Here is a 20135-nt window from a genome sequence, read left to right as displayed (position 1 = left end):
GACACAGTTTTGGCAAGAGAAACGGAAAATAGAAGTTGAAACCGAGTCTCAATGAGAGCTGAGTAGAAATCTCTTGCCCCGCCGCAACAAGAGCCTCAGTAATGATCCAATCTCATGTTTTCCTCTTTCCCGTTCTTAATTTCGATTCGTTCTTTTTTCTTTCTCATCTCCTTCTTTTCTTTTTCCTTCGGCGGAGGATGTACCACAATCGGCATCCCCGATTCTTCCCAAAGGAATGCGATGGATTTCGGGCAGATTGCGGAAATGAAAGTCTGTACCATTCTGGAAACGGGAGTCTCCGAAGAAGATATGAACGAATTGTTCGATCATTGGAACGACGAACTAGAGTTATATACATTGAAGGCGGTTCCTTATGTTTACGGAAAAATGGATCGTCCAGGTTTTATGGGGCAGAGCATTTTAACTTATCTTTACAATCTCAAACTTGAACCAGGCTGCGATAGAATCCTATATTTAAAAGGAAGAACCTGGGGAGACATTGTTTTCGAATTTTTTACATTGGGAATTTTCGCAGGTATAGGAATCAAATTGGAAATCCAGGGAGCGGTGGATTCGGAAACCCATTCCAGAGGATATATCAAATCGAAATACATATCCACCTTACAGTTATTATTTTCCAGTCCTAAGTCTACCCTTGTACATGAAGGTTACCACCTTCTAGGCTGCGGACACCAATTGTTTATGGAGGAATGTTACGTTACCATCAGAAACCTAAAAAATCTGGCGAAGGATCAAAACACGGAACAGGGATTTTTCCCTACCCTCACTTCCCGGGGACAAAAGTTTCAAACTAGAAGAAAAGTAGATTCTCAAATGTAATAAACAGAAACAGAACCTACTCATTTTAGGGACAACATAGAACAACTGTCAAAAATTTATTTATTTTGCTTTCATAGGAAAACCGGTTCTTTTACTCTCCATTTTAAAGATCATGGAAGTAAGTCCCTTTTATCCTAAAAACACAGGAATTTTGCTTTTGATGCATCTGGTTTTATTCTGCAAACCGGCGTTAAATGATAACTTATGTGATCCTAATTCGGAAGAATACAGAAACGTTCTTCTTCTCAAAACAATTCTCAATGATAAAGCAGCGTTTTGCGGAAAAAAGCAGCAAGTCATAGCGCCTACACAGTTCCAATGTGCCGCCGATTCCTCACTGATACGAAACGGACAAGAGATTCTTCTGGAAGTAACAACAAACGGAACCGAATTAACCTATTCCATCAGCCCGAATCTTCCCAGTGATTTGAAACTGGATACTTCCTCCGGAAAAATCACTGGTTCTTACCTGGGCTATAAAAGTTCATCCCAAGAATACACCATCTCCGCTTCCAATTCGGAAGGTTCCGCATCCTGCTCATTCTCTCCCAAATTTCTAGGAAAACCTCCCATCAAAACGAACGTCAGTTCTTGCTGGGACAGTTCGGGTGCAAGTGATCCTAGCTGCTCGAATCCTGCAAATCAGGACGGTGCCGTTCAAGCGGGAAGTTCTATCAATTTCTCCGGACCCACTTTCGTCGGGTCGGATATGATCACGAAAGACAATGTAACAGGACTTACATGGACATCTTGTTCTTTCGGGCAATCCGGTGCAGGTTGTTCTGTCGGATCTGCAGGGGCTTATGATTATGCCACTGCCGCTTCATTATGTGAAGGACTAAACACAGCCAATAGCGGTGCAGGATATGCCAACCTAACAGGATGGAGAGTCCCTGATATGGATGAATATACGAGCACTTTCGATTTCAATGCATACTATCCTGCCATTTTCACAGCCTATTTTCCAGCAACACCTTCTTTTAATTTTAAAACGAGTACCGCCACAAAAGGATCGGGAGGAACATCACATTGGTATCCTACCTACGAAGAAGGAACATTAGGTGGTGGATCCGTCACAGACGGACATCACCTTAGATGTGTGACAGGTGGATTCGATTCCTCGAAAAAATACTTGGACAATCAAGATGGAACCGTCACCGATCTCAATACATCCTTAGTATGGCAGAAATGCACGGTTGGTCTTTCCAATGTTACAAATTGTACAGGGGGAACTGCAGCCAGCACAAATTGGACCACAGCCATAACTGCATGTAATTCCCTAAGTTTAGCTGGAAGAGTCTGGAGGCTTCCCAACATCAACGAACTAAGAAGTTTAGCTGATATTCATACCGCTTCATTTCCTGCGATGATCGATCCTAATTTTTTTCCAAATACGATGACGAGCGGATCAGACCAATATTGGTCTTCTAGCACCAGAATGTATTCGAAATCAGATGCTTTCGGTGTCTCCTTCGCCAACGGAGGGAATAGTCTCACAACCAAGGTTACCAACACCGCCTCTTACACTCGCTGCGTATCTTCTTATTAAAGCTGCTCTCCAGATCGCTTTACGCCCATCCGATACACCGAGGAAAAACGATTTGTTTTCCGGGAACTCATCTTCAATAAAAAATTGACTATGTATTAAGAAAGGACCTGTAAAAAATGACGAACACATATATAAATTTAGTCTTCCGCATCATTCCGGGTTTTTAGAATTTAGGAACATTTGCCTGCAATCGTTCTCGTATTCTTTATCCCGTTAGAAACAAATTAATTCGATCGGACATAACAGAAACCTGGTATGTGTAAAAAGGCTATATGATACGTTATTTTCTTTTTCTAACTCTATTCGCCTCTCTCAATCAAAACTGTAACCCCCTACACACTTCCAATGTTTGCGACACTAGGCAGAAAGATTTTTTCAATATAATGTTTTTGAGAATGGCATTGGACGACTCTAGTACACTCTGTAACTTTCAGATTTCAAAATCGGCGTCAACAACGAATGCCTGTGATATGAATTACGAGAAGATCGCAGATCCATCTAACTGGGCAATAGTGAAAGAAGAAATGAATCGTCAGTTTGCCAAAGGAAGCAGTGCTTCGGAAACGATTTCCACTTTCGGTCCTACAGTCACAGTCGTCAACGGAGGAAATTCTACGGAAGCATTTCAGGGAGCGGTTGCGGCACCGAATGGAAAAATTTATCTGATGCCATACGCAGGGATCCGAATTCAACAAATCGACCTGGCAACACAAACCCCTTCTACAGTGGGAACCGCACAAGCTTATGTTGCGTCTATCAGTGGCGCACTCGGCCCAGGAGGTAAAATTTACCGCGCCCCTCACCAAGAGGGAGACTTTGTGGCACTGAATACAAACAATAATGTTTTGGAAAACTATGGAACAGATACCAATTTGAGTTTAGGTCTCCAAGCCTATAGCAATTCTGTAGTTGCACCTAATGGAAAGGTGTATTACATTCCGGGAAGTGAATCTTATGTGCGTTATTTGAACTTAAGTGACAATACTGTGGGAAGGATCCCTACAGTCCTTGCAGGAGGTTTTGGATCGGGAATACTCGCTCCCAACGGGAACATATATATGACTCCGTTTGGCAGTAACTATATTCAATATATAGATACAAAAGACGATACCATTCATACGATCAATACAAACATTCCTGGATCCGATAAATACATCGGAGGCATTCTTGCTCCGAATGGGAAAATTTATCTAGTTCCTTTTAACAGCACGGACTTCCGCTATATCAATACGGAAGATAATTCCACGAACACATTCGGTCCAACACTTCCCGGCTCTCCCGCAGGGAAATTCAACGGAAGTGTTCTTGCTCCCAATGGAAAAATTTACTTAGTTCCCTACAATGAAACCAGTTTCTACTCCATAGACACTGCGAACGATTCCGTTTCTACTTTCGGTGCCAATCCGGGTACAACGAGCTTCCGAGGAGGAGCCCTTTCTCCAGACGGAAAAATTTATTTAGCTCCCCACCTTCAAGACAACTATTACTATATCGACACCAAATCTGTGGGTAGCTTCTGCGATCCCATCCGACTCTCTTATTATTGGAACAAAATGTAAAATCAACGTTTCAATATTTCTTCCCTTTTTTCTTTCAAAAAACTGAGAAGAGGGATTCGTTTTCCTTGGTAATTGATTTGAATTTTATATTTTTCTAATTTAGAAAGAGCATCCTTTTCCTCTCCCAACTTGGATTTATATAAATAATACTGTAGAACTCCCGCAAGATTCGGATCGTTTTTAGCGGTATCTGTTTGTTTTGCTGAAGAACCAAAAATAGAATCAATCTTTTTTTCCGCAGACTCAAAGTAAGGCTGTAAAAGAAACCGATTTTGTTTTTTAAAACTAACATTCGCCAATTCATACTTACCTTTTATGTTTTTATCCAAGATGAAAAACTCAGGAAACACAATTTCGCCGAATCCCGTTTGATATAAAGGTTCGAAAGACCAATCTTCTCTTCCGTAAAATAGTTCGTTGAACCTCATCATCTCTTCTTTCCAATAAGGATGAAGATGAATGATTTCTATTTTCCCCCGACCACTCGCTTCCAAGGATACGATTCGTTTTACGGATCTTCCGTTATGATCATAAAGATCCAATTGATAACTTCCTCCGCTCTCTCCTCCCGAATGATAGTAATTATAAAATAAATTCCCAAACTTCGATTTATATAATCCTATTTCTCCTGAAGAGCCGATTTCGGAATGGTCGATTTTAAACACAGATTGTTTCGATTTTTTGGGACGAAATACAATGATCTTCTTTTCTTTATCTTCATAGGAAATCAAAAGATTATCCCACACCAAAGACGGCTTTTCTTCGGCAGATACATTTGTAGTGAACAGAATCAAACTGAAAAAACTGAATAATAGGAACTTCATTCTTAAAGACTTTCCAGAAATGTCTCCTTTTGACAACAAAACAATCCCCGAAAATCTCCTAGCTTCTGCCTTGACAATCTGCCCTCAGATTCGACTTTTAACCAAGTTACCTAGCAATTAACCGCTAGATTCCACCAATGAGACAAGGAAATCCATGAAAGTCCACGAATACCAGGCCAAAGAAATCCTACGTAGACACAATGCCAACACCCCCTTCGGAAAAGTAATCGATAACGCAAACGATTGGGAAAAAGCATATAACGAAGTCGTTCAAAAATCACCAGTAGTAGTGGTGAAAGCTCAGATCCATGCCGGAGGGCGAGGGAAAGGAGGAGGAGTAAAGGTTACAAAAACCAAGGAAGATGCAAAAGCTGCAATCGATAAAATCCTAGGTATGCAACTCATCACTCCTCAAACAGGGCCTGAAGGTAAAAAAGTTTTAAAAGTTTACCTCGAACAAGGTGTTGAAATCGCAAAGGAATATTATCTTTCCATTCTTTTGGACAGAGCTTACCGCAAAACAATCATTATGGCATCTACGGAAGGTGGTATGGAGATTGAAGAAGTAGCGGAAACTCATCCCGAAAAAATCATCAAAATCCAAATCGATCCGGGCATCGGAGTGCAAGGTTCTCAAATCAGAGAATTGGCATTCGCATTGGGGATTCCTGCGGAAGCACAAAAATCTTTTACAAGCCTTGTGAGTGCAATTTACAACGCTTATATCAAAGAAGACTGCGCTCTTCTTGAAATCAACCCACTCATTCTCACCAAACAAAACGAAATCATCGCAGGTGACTGTAAGATGGACTTGGATGAGAACGCTCTTTACAGACATACCGACAACGAAGCTTTCCGTGACGTAACGGAAGAAGATCCTTACGAAGTACAAGCGAAAGAGTTCAACCTAAACTACGTAAAACTGGATGGTAACATCGGTTGTATGGTAAACGGAGCGGGACTTGCGATGGCTACTATGGACATCGTAAAACTAGCAGGTGCAGAACCGGCTAACTTCCTCGATGTGGGAGGCGGAGCGAATCCTGTAACAGTTGAAAACGGTTTCCGTTTGATCCTTTCCGATCCGAACGTAAAAGGTATCTTCGTAAATGTCTTCGGTGGAATCGTTCGTTGCGATCGCGTAGCAATGGGTGTGATCGAAGCTGCCAAAAAAGTAAACATCAGTGTTCCCGTTGTAGTTCGATTGAAAGGAACCAATGCGGAAGAAGGTAAAAAAATCCTGAACGAATCAGGACTCAATATCGTAGGAGTCGAAGGACTTCGTGATGCAGCCGACAAAATCGTCGCGCTCATTAAAAAGTAGGGAGAAGATATGACTGTTTTAGTAGATGCTAATACAAAAGTAGTAGTCCAAGGGATCACTGGGAAGGAAGGAACTTTCCATGCGACTCAAATGTTGGAATACGGCACAAAAGTCGTGGCAGGTGTAACTCCTGGAAAGGGAGGACAAACTTGGACTTCCGAAACAGGTAAAACCGTTCCTGTACGCAATACCATCAAAGATGCGATGAAAGAAGACGGCGCCAATGCAGCCATCATCTTCGTTCCGCCTCCATTCGCTGCGGATGCCATCTTAGAAGGAATCTTCGCTGAGATCCCTCTTGTGGTATGTATCACAGAAGGAATCCCTACCCACGACATGTTGAAAGTCTACAGTGTTCTTAGAAATTCTAAGACAAAACTAGTAGGACCAAACTGTCCAGGTGTGATCAATCCTCTTCATAAAGTAAAAATGGGAATTATGCCAGGTTTCATCCACAACCCAGGTAAAATCGGAATCGTATCTCGTTCCGGAACTCTTACTTACGAATCCGTTGCAGCTTTGACTGCCGCAGGTCTAGGTCAGTCCACTTGTATCGGAATCGGAGGGGATCCGGTTCCCGGTATGAACCATACCGAAGCAGTTCGTCTTCTCAATGAAGATCCGGACACAGAAGGAATCGTGATGATCGGTGAAATCGGGGGAACTTCGGAAGAAGAAGCCGCCGCTTACATCAAAGCTCACGTGAAAAAGCCGGTAGTCGGTTTTATCGCAGGCCAAACGGCACCTCCTGGCAAAAGAATGGGGCACGCAGGTGCGATCATTTCCGGAGGAATGGGAACTGCCACTTCCAAAATCGCCGCAATGAAAGACGCTGGAGTCAGCATCTGCGCTCATATCGGTGAAGTGGGCGAAAAAATGAAGGCAGCTCTAGGAAAATAAAGAGAGATTTTTTAAGGGAGGGAGTCAAATTAGTAAATATGGAACGTCGTTCACTACTTTCATTGGCCATTCTGACTCTCTCTTCTTATGCCCTTCTGGCTTTAGAATCGGACAAACCCTTCGAACTCAGCCTCAAAGAGGCGGTTCGTTATGCGATTGATAACAATCGTGAGGTGATGCGAGCAAGACTAGAACTTGCCAAAGCCGACACAGAATTAATGAAATACGAAGGAAAATATTCTTGGAGAGCTCTCGCAAATGCGGACATCAACCAGAACAAATTTCCTTTCAACCAAAACAACATCTTCACGGGAACTAAAACCCAAACCAATAACTACAGTGCCGGTTTCGATAAACTGTTCACTACAGGAACTTACTTCAAAGTAGAAGCGAAACAAACCCGTTTCGACTCGAACGCATTTGAAGATGCTTCTAAAACACCTGCCGGTTTCGGCGCTTTGGGAATTCCTCCCCTATTTACCGACTCTTTGTCCGTAACCATTTCTCAAGATCTTTTGAAAAATGCATTCGGTTACAAAGACAGAAACATGGAAAAGATGTTGGAAAACCAATCTGAAATCCTAAAAGATCAGATGGAAGAACAAGTGGCTGCGAAAGTAGTCGATGCACTTGTAGACTATTGGAATTTCACTGTCAAAGATTCAGGTTATCTTACCTTCGAACAACTTCATAAAAATACGAAAAATGTGAGAGATCTTACTATCCGCAAACAAGGATTAGGTCTTTCCGAATCTTTCGAAGTCAACCAATGGAACGCTCTTATGGCGCAAGTGGAAGGACAAATGGCGCAAGCCATTGCGGAAAGAGAAGAAGCCAAAAGAAAACTCATCCGTTCTTTGAATTTGGCGGATACGACTCAGTTTTCAAAAACAACTCCTCTTTCGGAAGAACTTCCTAAAGATTTGGATTATAATAAAGACATCGCTTATGCATACGCACACCGTGCCGACTTCAGAAGCATCCAAAGAAAAAAGGACAACGCAGAACTTTCCTTAAAGAATGCTAAAAATGACGCTCTTCCTAGTTTGAAAGTAGCGGGAACTTACGGATACCAATCCCAAAATATAGCATATCCTAATAACGGATTCTCCGGAAGCAAAGGCGGAGTGTTCGCAGGAACTTTCCCTGTTATGCAAGGTTCCGTAGAAATGAGCTACCCGATCGCAGATACGGGAGTCAAAGCTGGACTCAGAGACGCTGAAATCCAAAAACGCCAAGTGAACTTGGAAGAAGACGATCTTACTAAATCCGTAGCAGACGATGTTCGCACCAGAATCGACGTATTAAAGGCATCTTACAAAGTGATGGAAAATGCCAAAAAAACGGAAGACGAAGCCAAAAAATATTACAACGGAGTTCTTAGATCTTTCCAACAAGGAAGATTCAACGCTCTGACAGTGAAAACTGCTTTGGATACTTTGGTGCAAGATCAACTTGCTCTTGTTCGTGCGAAAGTAGACTACAACATCAATTTGCACCGTTACTATGTTGCGAAAAACGCTTTATTTGAAGAATACGGAATCGATCGTTCCCAACTTCTTCCAGAAGACTTTCAAAAATAAATACAGAGGGATTTGAGTATTGATCAGGTCCCGTGTTTTTTTTGCGATAGGTATAATCTTCTTATCCGTCTCTCTCCTTGTCTATTTACTGGTAGATTTTAGAGACAAAGAAGACAAAGCCTACTCCTACTTCACCGAACAAAGATACGAAAAAGTTTTAGAACTCTACAGAGGACAATCCTTCGTAGATTCGGAAGTAGTATTATCCCTTCTTTCTCAATCCGTTTCCCATCTGGAAAAAAAGGCAAACGATAGAAAAACGGGAGAAGAAACTCTTCGATTCTTAGAAACATTCCCTGAAATCCAAAAAGAGATCTGGAATACGGAACGAGGAGATTATGTTCATCTCAAAGATCCTTATCTCCCATTGCTCAGGAAACATGGGTTAGCTTACAAACAATCCATCGTCACAAAACTTTCCTCTTTTTCCAAACCCATCCCCAAAAACAAAGCGGCCTATTTTCTTCTGCTTTTGATTGTGGAAGACCCGAGAGGGATGGAAGATTCCTTCAGCTCCGCATTGGCAAACATTCTGAAATACCCTTTGGATACTTTCGGAGAGATCGAAGGTAATTTCCTTTTGGAAACACTTCATTATCTCAGCTCCTCCGCAAACTCTTCGTTTTACGATCATTTGTTTTCGATCCAAGGAACGAATGTAAATCTAAGAAGCGGTCCGGGAAAAGAAAACAAAGAAGTGGGAAAAATCAGTTCTCCCGAACAAACCTTCTGTTTTGAAAAAGACAATGCGGAAGAAACATTGGCAGGTAGATCCGGCCACTGGACTTGGTGTTATTTTCCAGTGATCGGAAGATCCGCCTGGATCTTTTCCGGCTTTCTCCAAAAATCGGAACCGGATTCTAAGCTCTTGGAAACCTTTTCTTCCAGATGGAAATCATCCGAGTCGGAAACCAAAATCGATTTCGAAGCTTGGACGGGAGAATCCATCCCCCCTACTTTTTTCGGCAAATACATCTCCAGAGAAAGAGTCGTCAGATCGGGTGTACCAGGCTTTCCCATTCCATCTTCTTCAGACAATCGATATGAAAGAATCTGCAAAAAGCTGACAGGAGAAATCAATTATTTTGATTTCTCTTTCGAAAGATCGAATTCGAAAAAAACTCCAACCCCTCTTATGGAAATCTATTTGGATTATGCGGGAAGCGCTCATCTGGCATACCGGATCGATACGGATTTGGAATCAATTTTGGTAAACAGAAATCGATACATTCTGGAAGCTGACAGAGGGAAGGAAAATTTCACTTTAAAGATCGGATCGAAACAGGGAGATAAACTGACAGGAAGCCTTTGGAAAAGAAATGCGAATCTACTTTCCTCTCTTTCTTCGGAATCTCTGGATCCTCAAACTCTACAGTCGGGAAAATACTCCTGGCAAATTTGCCTTCCTTTGGCGCTTTCTCCCAACCGCGAAAGAGCGTTGCTTTTCGAAATTAGAACCGGCACTCATTAATTTTTTGAAGGAAGTTATAGTTATATGGCAACTTACGATTACAACTGTAAAAGCTGCGGAAAACAATTCGAATATGTTCAGTCTATGAAAGACGATCCGATCACAAAATGCATCTTATGTGGAACGGAAGGAAGCGCAGAAAGAATGATCACTGGAACTGCGGGAATCATCTTCAAAGGATCCGGATTTTACGTAACCGATTACAAAAAAGATTCTGGTAAGTCGAATTCAAGTTCTCCCTCAGTCACTTCCACAAGCACTTCGCCTAACTCTGAATCGACTGCTGCACCGAAAACAGAATCTTCTTCAGATTCAAAAACCTAATTCAAGTTCATTTTAAATGGGAAGATTAGCGATCATTGCGGGCGGAGGTGAGCTGCCCCATATAGGTATGTCGGAAGCCTTGGAAGCGGGAGAAGACCCTCTTTTTTTAGGACTGAAAGAATCCGATTTTACGCCAAGAGGAAAGGAAGATAGAACCATTCCCGTTCATATCACCCAAGTAGGAAAAATTCTAAAGACCATCCAAAAGGAAAAGGTGGATCGAATTTTGATGTTAGGCAAGGTAAGAAAAGACCTTCTGTTCCAAGGACTCAAATTCGATCTCAAAGCTCTCGCCATTCTTGCCAAAACTATCAATCGAAACGACTACCCTATCTTTCTAGCGATCGCAGACGAATTCGAAAGTATGGGAGTAAAAGTCATCTCCCAAAAAATATACCTACAGTCCTTACTTCTTCCGGAAGGAAGATACACTCCTAAAAAATTCGATAAATCGGAACTCAAAGACATCGAATTCGGAATGGGTTATGCGGAAAAAATGGCGGATCTAGACATAGGACAACTTGTAGTCGTATGCGACGAATCTATCATCGCAGTGGAAGCTGTAGAAGGAACGGATGTCACCATCAAACGAGGCGGAGAATACACGAAAAAGAAAGGTTCCGCAGTTGTCTGTAAGTCCGCAAAATCGAAACAAGACGAACGATTTGATCTTCCTACGATAGGAGTCCACACCTTGGAGATCATGAAAGCGAGCGGATGCAAAACCTTATGCATTCGGGAAGGAGAAACTTTGGTCGTAAACCCGAAAGAAGTTGTGGACTATGCCACAAAAAACAAATTACATTTTGCTGTGTACGGACCCTCCGGTGTGAAAGGACTCAATGGTAGCCAAAAAAAAATCAGTTAACCCGAAAACAAATCAGCATAAAGAAGAATCCGTTCTGGTTCTAACGGGGGAACATTCCGGAGACCTTTTGGGGGGAGACCTCTTAGGGGAACTGAAACATATACGCCCTGAACTCTCCTTTTACGGAATCGGGGGAGAGTCCATGGCAGCTCACGGTTTCGAATCCTTGGAAGATTTGGAAAAACTAAGTGTCATCGGTTTTTCGGAAGCGATCCAAAAATACAGTTATCTGAAAAAACTTTTATTCTCCATCGTAGACGAAGCCAAAAGAAGAAACACAAAATTCGCAATCCTAATCGACTATCCAGGATTTAACTTACGCTTGGCGAAAGAATTAAAAAAGATAGGAATCCCTTCCGTATTTTACGTATCCCCTCAAATTTGGGCTTGGAAATTCAAAAGAATTTTTTTCATCAAGGAAAACATCGCACTTATGCTGACTCTTTTCCGATTCGAAGAGGAAATCTATAAAGAGTACGAAGTGAACGCAAAATTCGTAGGTCACCCTATTTCCAAAAGAATTCCGGAAAAGATGAAAAAAGAACCCCAACTACCCTCTCATTTGCCCGAGCTCGATGAAGGGTTCGTGATCGGGCTACTTCCCGGTTCCAGAACGGGAGAAATCCAACGACTGTTAGATCCCATTTTAGGAACTGCAAAACTTCTTCACGGTTATATGTCCGAAAAAAAGAAAAAGCTGGTTTTTCTTCTTCCGAACATCAATTCCAAACAAGAATCTTATATCAAAAAGAAGATAGAAGAACTTCAAAAAGAAGTACCGGACATACAAATCCATTATATTTGGGACGGATCTCTTAGAGTTATGAATGCGAGTGATCTTCTTCTCATCGCTTCCGGAACAGCCACTTTGGAAGGATTGTATTTCGAAAAGCCGATGGTGATTTTATATAAGGTGAGCTGGTTTACCTATCTTCTGGGATCTCTTCTCATGCGTTCCAAATTCATCGGACTTGCGAACATCCTTTCCGGCCAAGAAGTGTGTATGGAAATTACACAAAATGAATGTAAACCGAAATACATCTTCGAAGAAGCAAAACGAATTTTAGAAAATTCCAGATTCAGAAATAAAATGATTCAGATTTTGGGACAAACCAAAGAAAGAGAATTAGGTTCTACGAACGGAGCCAAACTTGCCGCCAAAGAAATCGCCCATTTTTACGATTCGATTCCTGAGGATATTATAGGTTAGAGAAAAATTTTCAAAAATTCAGAGAAAACAAAAGGAATAGTAGTGAAAGTAATGTTAATTTCTTTTCATGTAATTCCGATTTGATTGATACCAAAACAAACAGAAAAAAAAGAGTTAAGGAAAAGAACATAAACAAGCAGTCCCCTTCCTTAACTGAATTTTATGTAATCAAAAACTTATAAACAATCAACTGTTGAGTTACTAATCGTACAACTTTTGGTCGTATTCGTCGCACTAAACTTAACAGTAGAAGCAGAACAGAGAGTTTTAGAGCTAAAACTTGCCTGTACGGAATAAGATGGAGTAGAAGAAATGCCCTGAAAAGTGACGAAAGTTTTTGAAGTTGAGTTACTGTTAGAATAATAAACCAGTGAATCAGACTTTACAACATTACCTTTACAACCTGCTTCATCATAAACAGAAACACTTACTACCGTATTCGTAATTCCAGTGATACTAACACTCAAATCACCAGGTCGCAACGACAACAATAGATAAGAACACGCAAAATCATCCGCACAATTGGTCTTTTTCTCCGATTTACACGCAATCACACCCGATAACAAGCACACAGACACAGCAAACAACGTTATACTACGAAACTTCACTTTCACAAACACTCCTTTGATTTTACAGAAATAAACTTACGCCAAATAAAGCATCGTCGTAAATTATATTTTGCCTACTATCAGGCAATAAACCTAACAGTCGAATAGAAGCAGGGAAAAACAATAAATAATTACATACAATTTCAGAATATACTTAAAAATAATATTACCCAAAAGAGTATTTTTTCAACTTACTGTGCAATAAAAAGAATTTGATTGGAGATTAAAGAAAAACAGAATCCTATCTTGTTAGCCGAACAACTCGGTCTTCCCAAGTTCCCACCCAGGTTTTTTCTTTGATTTCGGAATATAAAAAATAACCTACAGCGTTCTCTCTATCGAAAGGGCGAATGCGAACTCCCAAAGAATCCATCTCCAAAGAATATTCCTCTTCTCCCAAGTTCGCTTTTTTCGTGTCCGGATCTAAGATCAAAACGTAAGAAATCGGAGATCCTTTTGTGTCCAAGGAAATTGTGTCGGATTGAGTCTCTTCCATCCTCCATTGTCCCGAAAAAGAAGGGAGAGTCTCCAAAGGAGGAGCTTCATCAGCCAACTTCGATTTATCTTTGCAAAAAAAGGAAAATAACAAGGATACGAACAAAACGATTTTTATTATTTGATGATACATCTTCCGTCTTCCTCCGTAAAAGACCAATTTCCCTTAGCCTCACCCATCTGGCCGTAAAGAGAGAATGCGTACAACCCGGATTTATTGGTTCCGTATCCTTTCAAATCGACCGAGGAAGAAGAAACAGCAAGATTACGAAGATAGTCAGATTCGAAATAATGATCCATATTGAATTCGATCACATAACTATCTTTATATGAATTTTCAGGGAGATTCATTTTGGTCCATAAATCCTGGCCTCTCCAATTCGTATTTTCCAGCTTCAGATAATAATTGATACGAGCATCTTTGGAAAGAGTATAATAATCACTTCCTTGACTGGCGAAACTATAATCCATAGTAACGGAACCTGGAACCACCTCCATTCCGCAAACATCCATCCAAGGTTCACTCCATGGATAGGCATCCAAAGAAAGTCCGAAACTGAAATTGGGAGTTTTGGTCGCAAAATAGGAGGACATAGAGATTTTAGAATTGGTTTTTGGAATTCCCAAACCGAAGGCAAACCTTCCGTCTTTGACTAAAATATTTCCTTTTGCTTCTCCTAAAGTTTTAGCGCCTTCAAAAGGAAAAAACCGATTTATGTTCAAAGACAAATCGAAGTTCATCGATTCCAAAAAGTATTTATATACTTTTTTCTGATAAAAGTATTCTTCAGGAATTAATTTTTCCTGACGTTCTTTGATTTCTTCCCATGTTTCTTTTTTCCAAGACTCGAAAAGAGGAGTCCAATTTCCGGCAACAAACTCTTGTATGGTTAAACTTCCCTTCGTCCTGGAATAGAGAGGGTAATAAAAGGAACCGTCCGTTTTTTTAGAGCGGCTCCAATCCAATCCTGAACCGATTTCCAATGTGCTGGGTTTGTTAAAAATTTCAGACTTTAAAATCAAAGAAAGGTTATTCCCTTCTGTAAACTTCAAATTCAGATTTCCGTTCTGAACTTGGATTAAGGAAGAAACCCAATCCAAGTTCTCTCCTTGGATGTCTCCTAAAACCTTGAACCACTTGTTCCTGTCTCCCGATTCGGTAATATCCAGACTTCCCCTGATTTTACCGGAAAGAGGAAGCCTATTCCCGGTCCCTATTTCTTGAAAGGAAGATGTAAGAGGTTCCAAATCATCTACATTGAATTCTATTTTTTTATGAAGAAGGGTTTCTTTGGCTTGTGTCCATTCATCCGCTATCTTGATTTGAAAGTCATAAGAACTGTAATTTCTTTCCTCTTTATCGGAGGTAAAAAAGAATTTTTCCTGAAGTCTAAGCCCGGAAACAATATAGGAAGATATGTTCGGAAGATAAAAATTAGCGTTTTCAAATTCCACATTACCTTTTACCGTATAACCTGAGTTTGGAGTTTTTTCCCAAACAGCCTCACCGGTAAGAACTGCGGACTGCAAATAAAAACCGAACAAATAGTTCACCAAAAAAGGAGCCTCTTCCGATGGATAATTCTTCCATACGATAGAGAAAGAATATTCATTCAAACGATCATTCGTGAAGTAACCTTCTCCCTTCACTCTAGTTGCATTAGGAACCCAGAACCATCCGTTGTCATAACTCACATATATTTTATCGTTTTTGCGTTTGAATCGAATGTCCCAACCTTCTTTCCAATCCAGAACAACGAAGTCTCCTTTTTTCAGGCTGATCCTTGTATCGTGAAAAACGACTTCCTTGAGCTTGGAACTTTGAAAGTAATCGAGAAGTTGGTTCTCCAACTCCGTTCCGCTGTTCAAAATCAATTGAGGGCTGTAAAAATCGACCCGATCCACACTGGGAGTTTCGCTGAAATAAGAAGATAGATGAAAGGTAACTTTCTTTACTTTTAAAAGGTTCGTGTTGAAGGAAAAATCCTCTTCCTGGGAGATCACTAAATCTTCCAAGATCAAACCTTCTCTCAAAGAAAAATCGACAACTCCCAAATCCACTGCCTTTCCAATCTTTTGATTGATTGTAGAAGTGACAAGTGCCCGCAAAGGAACCAAAGGAATTCGCTTTGTCTTTAGATAGTATTCAAAGCCTAAATACATCAGGCAAAAGCAAAAGAATACAAGGACTAGAGCCAGGAAGGAGAAGATTATTTTTTTTTGTTTTTGAAGAAAAACGAAAAGATGAGAGAGGATGACCCTTAGATCTATTTTCGATCTAAGGGTAGTCAGAAATTCCAAGCGGGATTAGAGTTTGCCCTCCGGCTGAAGCACTTCCAAACATTCTTTTTGGATGGAACGAAGTGTTTCATTCTCAGGGAAGTCTTCTAAACCAAGGTTCGCTACCTGAAGACTTTTTTGGTAGTGACCTATGCTTTTGCTTTCGTATCCCATTTTTAGATAGGACTTAGCTGCCGTTTCATAGAAAAATTCGTCTTTCTTTTGGTTTCCTTTATGGTACGCCTTAGTCAAAGCAGCAAGAACATGGTAGTATTCTTTTTCAGCCATAAGGGACTGAACCACTAACTTTCTGCGTTCCACGGAATTGTAGTTTTTATCAAATTTTTCGGATTGGTTCAGGTGCTGAATTGCCTTCGCATATTGGTTTTTACCGATATGCGCCTTACCTAAATAGAGATTTAACTCGGAATTGTTTACATTCGCATTTTTTAGGGAAGAAATTTGATTGAGAGAGGAAATAGATTCGTCGTATTTACCTAGCTCCAGGTTCAAACGTCCTTTTCTCAGTAATAATTTTGCTTTGGTTTCGTCAGTTGGGTTGGATTTTAGCTCCGAATCGATGGATTCGATTTGAGCAAGGTGGGAGCTTGTGTTTATTTTAGGGGATCCACCTTGGGTGCGAACGGTGTCTTCCGTTGACGCACAGTTTCCAATTGCCACAGCCAACACTATAAATAGGGTCAGTGGGTAAAGTCGTTTCATTAGCCTACCTTCAGTTTCTCTAATTCCTCAAGGAAATTCTGTGTTTCCGCCTCCCGATCCTTCGTTTCCATAGGGAAAAAAAGAACCACGTCCCGGGAAAGCTCTTCTATAAATCGAGAAGGGGCGCTCTCAATTTGTTCACCAAATTTGCGTCTTGTACGAGCCGCGGTCAAGTATAATTTTCGACGGGGACGGGTCATACCGACATAGAGAAGTCTTCTTTCTTCATCGACAACTTCTCCTTCTTCTATAACACGCGAGTTCGGTAAAATTCCCTCTTCCAGACCCACTAAAAACACCAAATCGTATTCCAACCCCTTCGATTGGTGCATTGTGAGGAGTTGGACTCGTCTGTCCTTCTCCTCTTCTTTAGGGTCATCCTCCATCAGAAGGGCTAATCTCTGTAAAAAGTCAAAAATACTGGGTTTGGACTCCCTTTCCTCACTCTCAAAATAGGAGAGCATGTTCACAAGTTCGCTCAGATTGTAAATTCTGGCCTTAATGACCTTTTCCTCGGACTCTTCCAAGGAAATCTCCCTCTCAAACCCGATTTGAGTGATCATTTCCTTCAGTACAGGGGCCAATTTGGGAGAAAGTGCGAATTTCTTCTTAAATGTCTCCACCAGCTCCACAAAATGATAGATTTCCTGACGCACCTTGGTTTTCACCTCTGTCAGATAATCCACATTTTCTATGATCTTATGAAAGATTTCGAATAAGGATACGTTTTTGGAATACGCTTCTTCTTGTAGTTTGTTGATGGTAGTGGGGCCGATCCCTCGTTTCGGATAATTGAGGATTCGCAGGAGAGAATAATCATCCTTGGGGTTGGCCACATAACGAAGGTAAGAGATACAGTCTCTTACTTCCTTACGATCGAAGAAATTGTATCCCCCTACTACTTTATAAGGAATACTTCTGTTTCTTAGTTCTTCTTCAAAAGGTCTGGATTGGAAATTAGTGCGAAACAAAATGGCGATCTCATTTCCTTGGAATTCGTTTTTGATCATCACCGACTGGATGCGGCTTGCGACAAAAATAGCTTCTTCTCTTTCATCCGCAGTTTCATAATATTCTACATTTTCATTAGAATAAATGCGGCTGAATAATTCCTTTTCCTTTCTGCCTTTGTTGTTTTTGATCAAGGAATTGGCGGCTACGATGATAGGAGTGGTAGAACGGTAGTTTTCCAAAAGACGCACCGTCTTTGCATGAGGAAATTCCCTTTCGAAATTGAGGATCAGCTCTACATTCGAACCTCTGAATGCGTAAATACTTTGGTCGTCATCTCCTACGACACAGAGATTGTCGCTTGCTCCCCGAAACAAGGAAAGAAACTCATATTGAAGTTGATTCGTATCTTGGAATTCATCCACAAGAAAGTATTTGTATTTTTTATGATAACTTTCCGCCACTTCAGGGAATTCCGAGAGAAGTTTTTTGGGAAGCAGGATCAAATCGTCGAAGTCGATCGCATTTTTTTCCTTCAAACCTTCTTCGTACATAGGAAACAATTCCTGGGCAATGAGTCCGAATTCTTCGGATACTTCCAAGGATGCGTTTTTAGAAAGCCCCATCGTATTTTTTGCATACGAGATTCTTCTTAGAATTTCTTTCGGAGGAACTTTTTTAGGATCTATCTTTTTGATTTTTAAAAGTTCGGAAACGAAAGATTCCTGATCTCCTCCGTTGAACAACAAAAAGGTTTCGTGATATCCTAGTTTGGTGATATGATCCTTGAGGATGCGAAGTCCTAAGGAATGGAATGTGGAAAGAATGATTCCTTTCAGTTTTTCTCTGGGAACCATTTTACGAAGGCGATCCGCCATCTCCGCAGAACTTTTGTTCGTAAAAGAAAGTGCTACAATCTTGGACGCAGAGATATCCTTATCTTGGATCATATGCGCGATTCGATTGGTAATGACCCTGGTTTTCCCGGAACCAGCTCCTGCAAAAACCAAAAGAGGCCCTTCTACCGTGTGAACGGCTTCCATTTGTGCTGGATTGAGTTTCATAAGATAAGTCCGAGTCCTAAGTAAGTGACATAATTTGAAAAATCCGACTTAGGTCGAGTGAAAAATGGAGAAGGAAAATCTCTTTCCGGGAAACAAGGGAATCCTTAGGCTTTGTTTGATTATGAAAATTCACGAAAGAAAAAACTGGAAAGAACTCTATCCTACACCTATCTACACTCTCTCCAGCTTCGATATGGAACTTCCCAGAGTGCAAAAAACGAAAACCTATTATGTTCTCAAATCGAAAGACTGGGTGAATGTAGTACCTGTTACAAAAGACGGAAAGATCCTACTCATCCGCCAATTCCGCCACGGATTGGGAGAAATCAGCCTGGAAATCCCGGGAGGGATCGTAGATGAATCCGGGGAAGGTGCTTCTCTAATCTCCGCCAAAAGGGAATTGAGAGAAGAAACAGGATTCACGGCACCCGATGCAAACTACGAACTTTTGAGTAAGTTTTCAGGGAATCCTGCTATGTTTACGAATTGGTCCTACTCTTACATTGCGACCGGAGTGGAAAAGACGGATGAGGTAGAGTTTGATGAAGGAGAAGACATTGAAATTCTGTTAGCCGAACCCAAGGAAGTAAAAGAGTATTTGAAAAACGGAACCATCCATCATCCTCATATGGCCGCTGCGTTAGGCTTGTATTTCCTCAAATACGGGGACACATAGGTTTAGTACATATACAAATGGAAAAATTCACCGGAACCACGAAAGAGCTGGAAATTTTTATCTGTTTCCCTAGAATGTGATTTATGGCTAACAAAACAATCGCTTTCCTTTTGTTTCTGGGTTCCTTGCTCATCTCTTCTACCGCTTCTTTAGTCGCGGAAGAAGGTCCCAAACTAGAGCCGATTACAATCACCGTACAAAAAGGAGAAAACCTCTCCCTCATTTCCAAACGGCACCTCTCCGATCCGAATCGTTGGCCGGAACTTTTGAAATTCAATAAAATCCCTAATCCAAATTTGATCAAACCGGGTCTCTCTCTCACTGTTCCCGTTTTCCTCCGCAAACCGGTGCTAGGTGTTGCAGAATTCGTAATGGGTACGGTAGAATGGAACGGTGCTGGTGGCACTGGTCCTTGGACTACTTTGAAATTGGGTCAAGAACTTCATGCACAAGATCAAATCAGAACGAGTGCAAAAGGCAAAGTTGATTTACATATCAACGAAGTGGGTCTAGTTCGAGTTTTCCATGACAGTCTTTTCGAAGTTAGAGGAAAAGAAACTCCGAACTCCGCAGCTTCTCTTGCTTTAATGAAAGGAAGCTTGGATGCAAAAGTAAACAAGTCTCAAGAAAAACCGAAAGATTACAAACTAACAATCGTAACTCCGTCTTCTACGGCGGGTGTAAGAGGTACAGAGTTTAGAGTGGAATTGGATCCGAAACTCAACAGTACGGTTTCTTGTTTCGAAGGTTTGGTAGATGTGAATGCAGAAGGCAAAACAGTTGCACTGACACAAGGTATGGCGACTTTCGTAGAGAAAGGAAATGCTCCTGCTGAACCTTACCAAATTCCGGAAGCTCCAAGACTTAAATCCGAATAAGGAATCGA

Annotated in this window: 16 protein-coding genes and 1 pseudogene; 12 read left to right on the top strand and 5 right to left on the bottom strand. The window is 41.1% G+C overall.

The genetic code is table 11. From position 1 onward, the window contains the following. The first annotated feature begins 114 nt into the window (after window positions 1-114). The 3 genes from EHS15_RS12485 (at window position 115) to EHS15_RS12475 (ending at window position 3948) form a co-directional block, all read left to right on the top strand. Window positions 115-840, top strand: coding sequence for a hypothetical protein (locus EHS15_RS12485; RefSeq protein ID WP_246052137.1), 726 nt, complete (start codon window positions 115-117; stop codon window positions 838-840). 112 nt (window positions 841-952) lie between these two features. After that, on the top strand, window positions 953-2389 hold the full coding sequence (locus EHS15_RS12480; RefSeq protein ID WP_135760909.1) for an Lcl C-terminal domain-containing protein: 1437 nt from the start codon (window positions 953-955) through the stop codon (window positions 2387-2389). 470 nt (window positions 2390-2859) lie between these two features. Next, window positions 2860-3948 (top strand): NHL repeat-containing protein, encoded by a 1089-nt coding sequence (locus tag EHS15_RS12475; RefSeq protein ID WP_135760908.1) that lies wholly within the window; start codon window positions 2860-2862, stop codon window positions 3946-3948. Between the two features lie 2 nt (window positions 3949-3950). Here the strand turns inward: EHS15_RS12475 and EHS15_RS12470 are convergent, their stop codons facing one another. Next, window positions 3951-4772: a hypothetical protein gene (locus EHS15_RS12470; protein WP_135760907.1), complete on the bottom strand. Its 822-nt coding sequence runs from the start codon at window positions 4770-4772 to the stop codon at window positions 3951-3953. Between the two features lie 154 nt (window positions 4773-4926). Between EHS15_RS12470 and sucC the strand changes: the two genes are divergently transcribed. The 7 genes and pseudogenes from sucC to lpxB all read left to right on the top strand — a co-directional run bounded on the left by sucC (window position 4927) and on the right by lpxB (window position 12452). Beyond that, complete coding sequence (sucC, locus tag EHS15_RS12465; RefSeq protein WP_135760906.1) at window positions 4927-6096, top strand: ADP-forming succinate--CoA ligase subunit beta; 1170 nt, start codon at window positions 4927-4929, stop codon at window positions 6094-6096. Between the two features lie 9 nt (window positions 6097-6105). Next, window positions 6106-6996: a succinate--CoA ligase subunit alpha gene (gene sucD, locus EHS15_RS12460; protein ID WP_135760905.1), complete on the top strand. Its 891-nt coding sequence runs from the start codon at window positions 6106-6108 to the stop codon at window positions 6994-6996. A gap of 38 nt (window positions 6997-7034) precedes the next feature. Continuing rightward, a complete protein-coding gene (locus EHS15_RS12455; RefSeq protein WP_135760904.1) occupies window positions 7035-8579 on the top strand; it encodes a TolC family protein in 1545 nt (514 codons plus the stop codon). A gap of 19 nt (window positions 8580-8598) precedes the next feature. After that, window positions 8599-10050 carry an SH3 domain-containing protein gene (locus EHS15_RS12450; RefSeq protein WP_135760903.1) on the top strand — a complete coding sequence of 484 codons (1452 nt, stop codon included), beginning with the start codon at window positions 8599-8601 and terminating at the stop codon, window positions 10048-10050. Between the two features lie 24 nt (window positions 10051-10074). Then, window positions 10075-10308: pseudogene (locus EHS15_RS12445) on the top strand (FmdB family zinc ribbon protein); the annotation flags it as partial. Window positions 10309-10390: 82 nt separating this feature from the next. After that, on the top strand, window positions 10391-11242 hold the full coding sequence (locus EHS15_RS12440) for an LpxI family protein (RefSeq protein WP_135760901.1): 852 nt from the start codon (window positions 10391-10393) through the stop codon (window positions 11240-11242). Beyond that, window positions 11217-12452, top strand: a complete 1236-nt coding sequence (gene lpxB, locus EHS15_RS12435) for a lipid-A-disaccharide synthase (protein ID WP_135760900.1) — start codon at window positions 11217-11219, stop codon at window positions 12450-12452. The genes EHS15_RS12440 and lpxB overlap by 26 nt, the downstream gene beginning before the upstream one ends. 849 nt (window positions 12453-13301) lie before the next feature. Here the strand turns inward: lpxB and EHS15_RS12430 are convergent. The 4 genes from EHS15_RS12430 to EHS15_RS12415 form a co-directional block, all read right to left on the bottom strand. Next, window positions 13302-13688 (bottom strand): hypothetical protein, encoded by a 387-nt coding sequence (locus EHS15_RS12430; protein WP_135760899.1) that lies wholly within the window; start codon window positions 13686-13688, stop codon window positions 13302-13304. After that, window positions 13673-15718: an LIC_12586 family protein gene (locus EHS15_RS12425; protein ID WP_246052135.1), complete on the bottom strand. Its 2046-nt coding sequence runs from the start codon at window positions 15716-15718 to the stop codon at window positions 13673-13675. The genes EHS15_RS12430 and EHS15_RS12425 overlap by 16 nt, the downstream gene beginning before the upstream one ends. 144 nt (window positions 15719-15862) lie before the next feature. Then, the gene (locus EHS15_RS12420; protein WP_135760898.1) at window positions 15863-16558 is read right to left on the bottom strand and encodes a tetratricopeptide repeat protein; all 696 of its coding nucleotides are present in this window, start codon (window positions 16556-16558) and stop codon (window positions 15863-15865) included. Then, window positions 16558-18573: an ATP-dependent helicase gene (locus EHS15_RS12415; protein ID WP_135760897.1), complete on the bottom strand. Its 2016-nt coding sequence runs from the start codon at window positions 18571-18573 to the stop codon at window positions 16558-16560. The genes EHS15_RS12420 and EHS15_RS12415 overlap by 1 nt, the downstream gene beginning before the upstream one ends. 121 nt (window positions 18574-18694) lie before the next feature. On the opposite strand from EHS15_RS12415, the gene EHS15_RS12410 reads away from it, so the two are divergent. Continuing rightward, window positions 18695-19249: an NUDIX hydrolase gene (locus EHS15_RS12410; RefSeq protein WP_425460644.1), complete on the top strand. Its 555-nt coding sequence runs from the start codon at window positions 18695-18697 to the stop codon at window positions 19247-19249. An 83-nt stretch (window positions 19250-19332) separates the two neighbouring features. Next, the gene (locus tag EHS15_RS12405) at window positions 19333-20127 is read left to right on the top strand and encodes a FecR family protein (protein ID WP_135760896.1); all 795 of its coding nucleotides are present in this window, start codon (window positions 19333-19335) and stop codon (window positions 20125-20127) included. The last annotated feature ends 8 nt before the right edge of the window (window positions 20128-20135 follow it).

The sequence above is a fragment of the Leptospira idonii genome (genome assembly GCF_004770995.1).
In the GTDB taxonomy this organism is placed as follows: Bacteria; Spirochaetota; Leptospiria; order Leptospirales; family Leptospiraceae; genus Leptospira_A; species Leptospira_A idonii.
The sequence above is the reverse complement of the archived record's forward strand: the minus strand, read 5'-3'. Positions and strand labels throughout refer to the sequence as shown.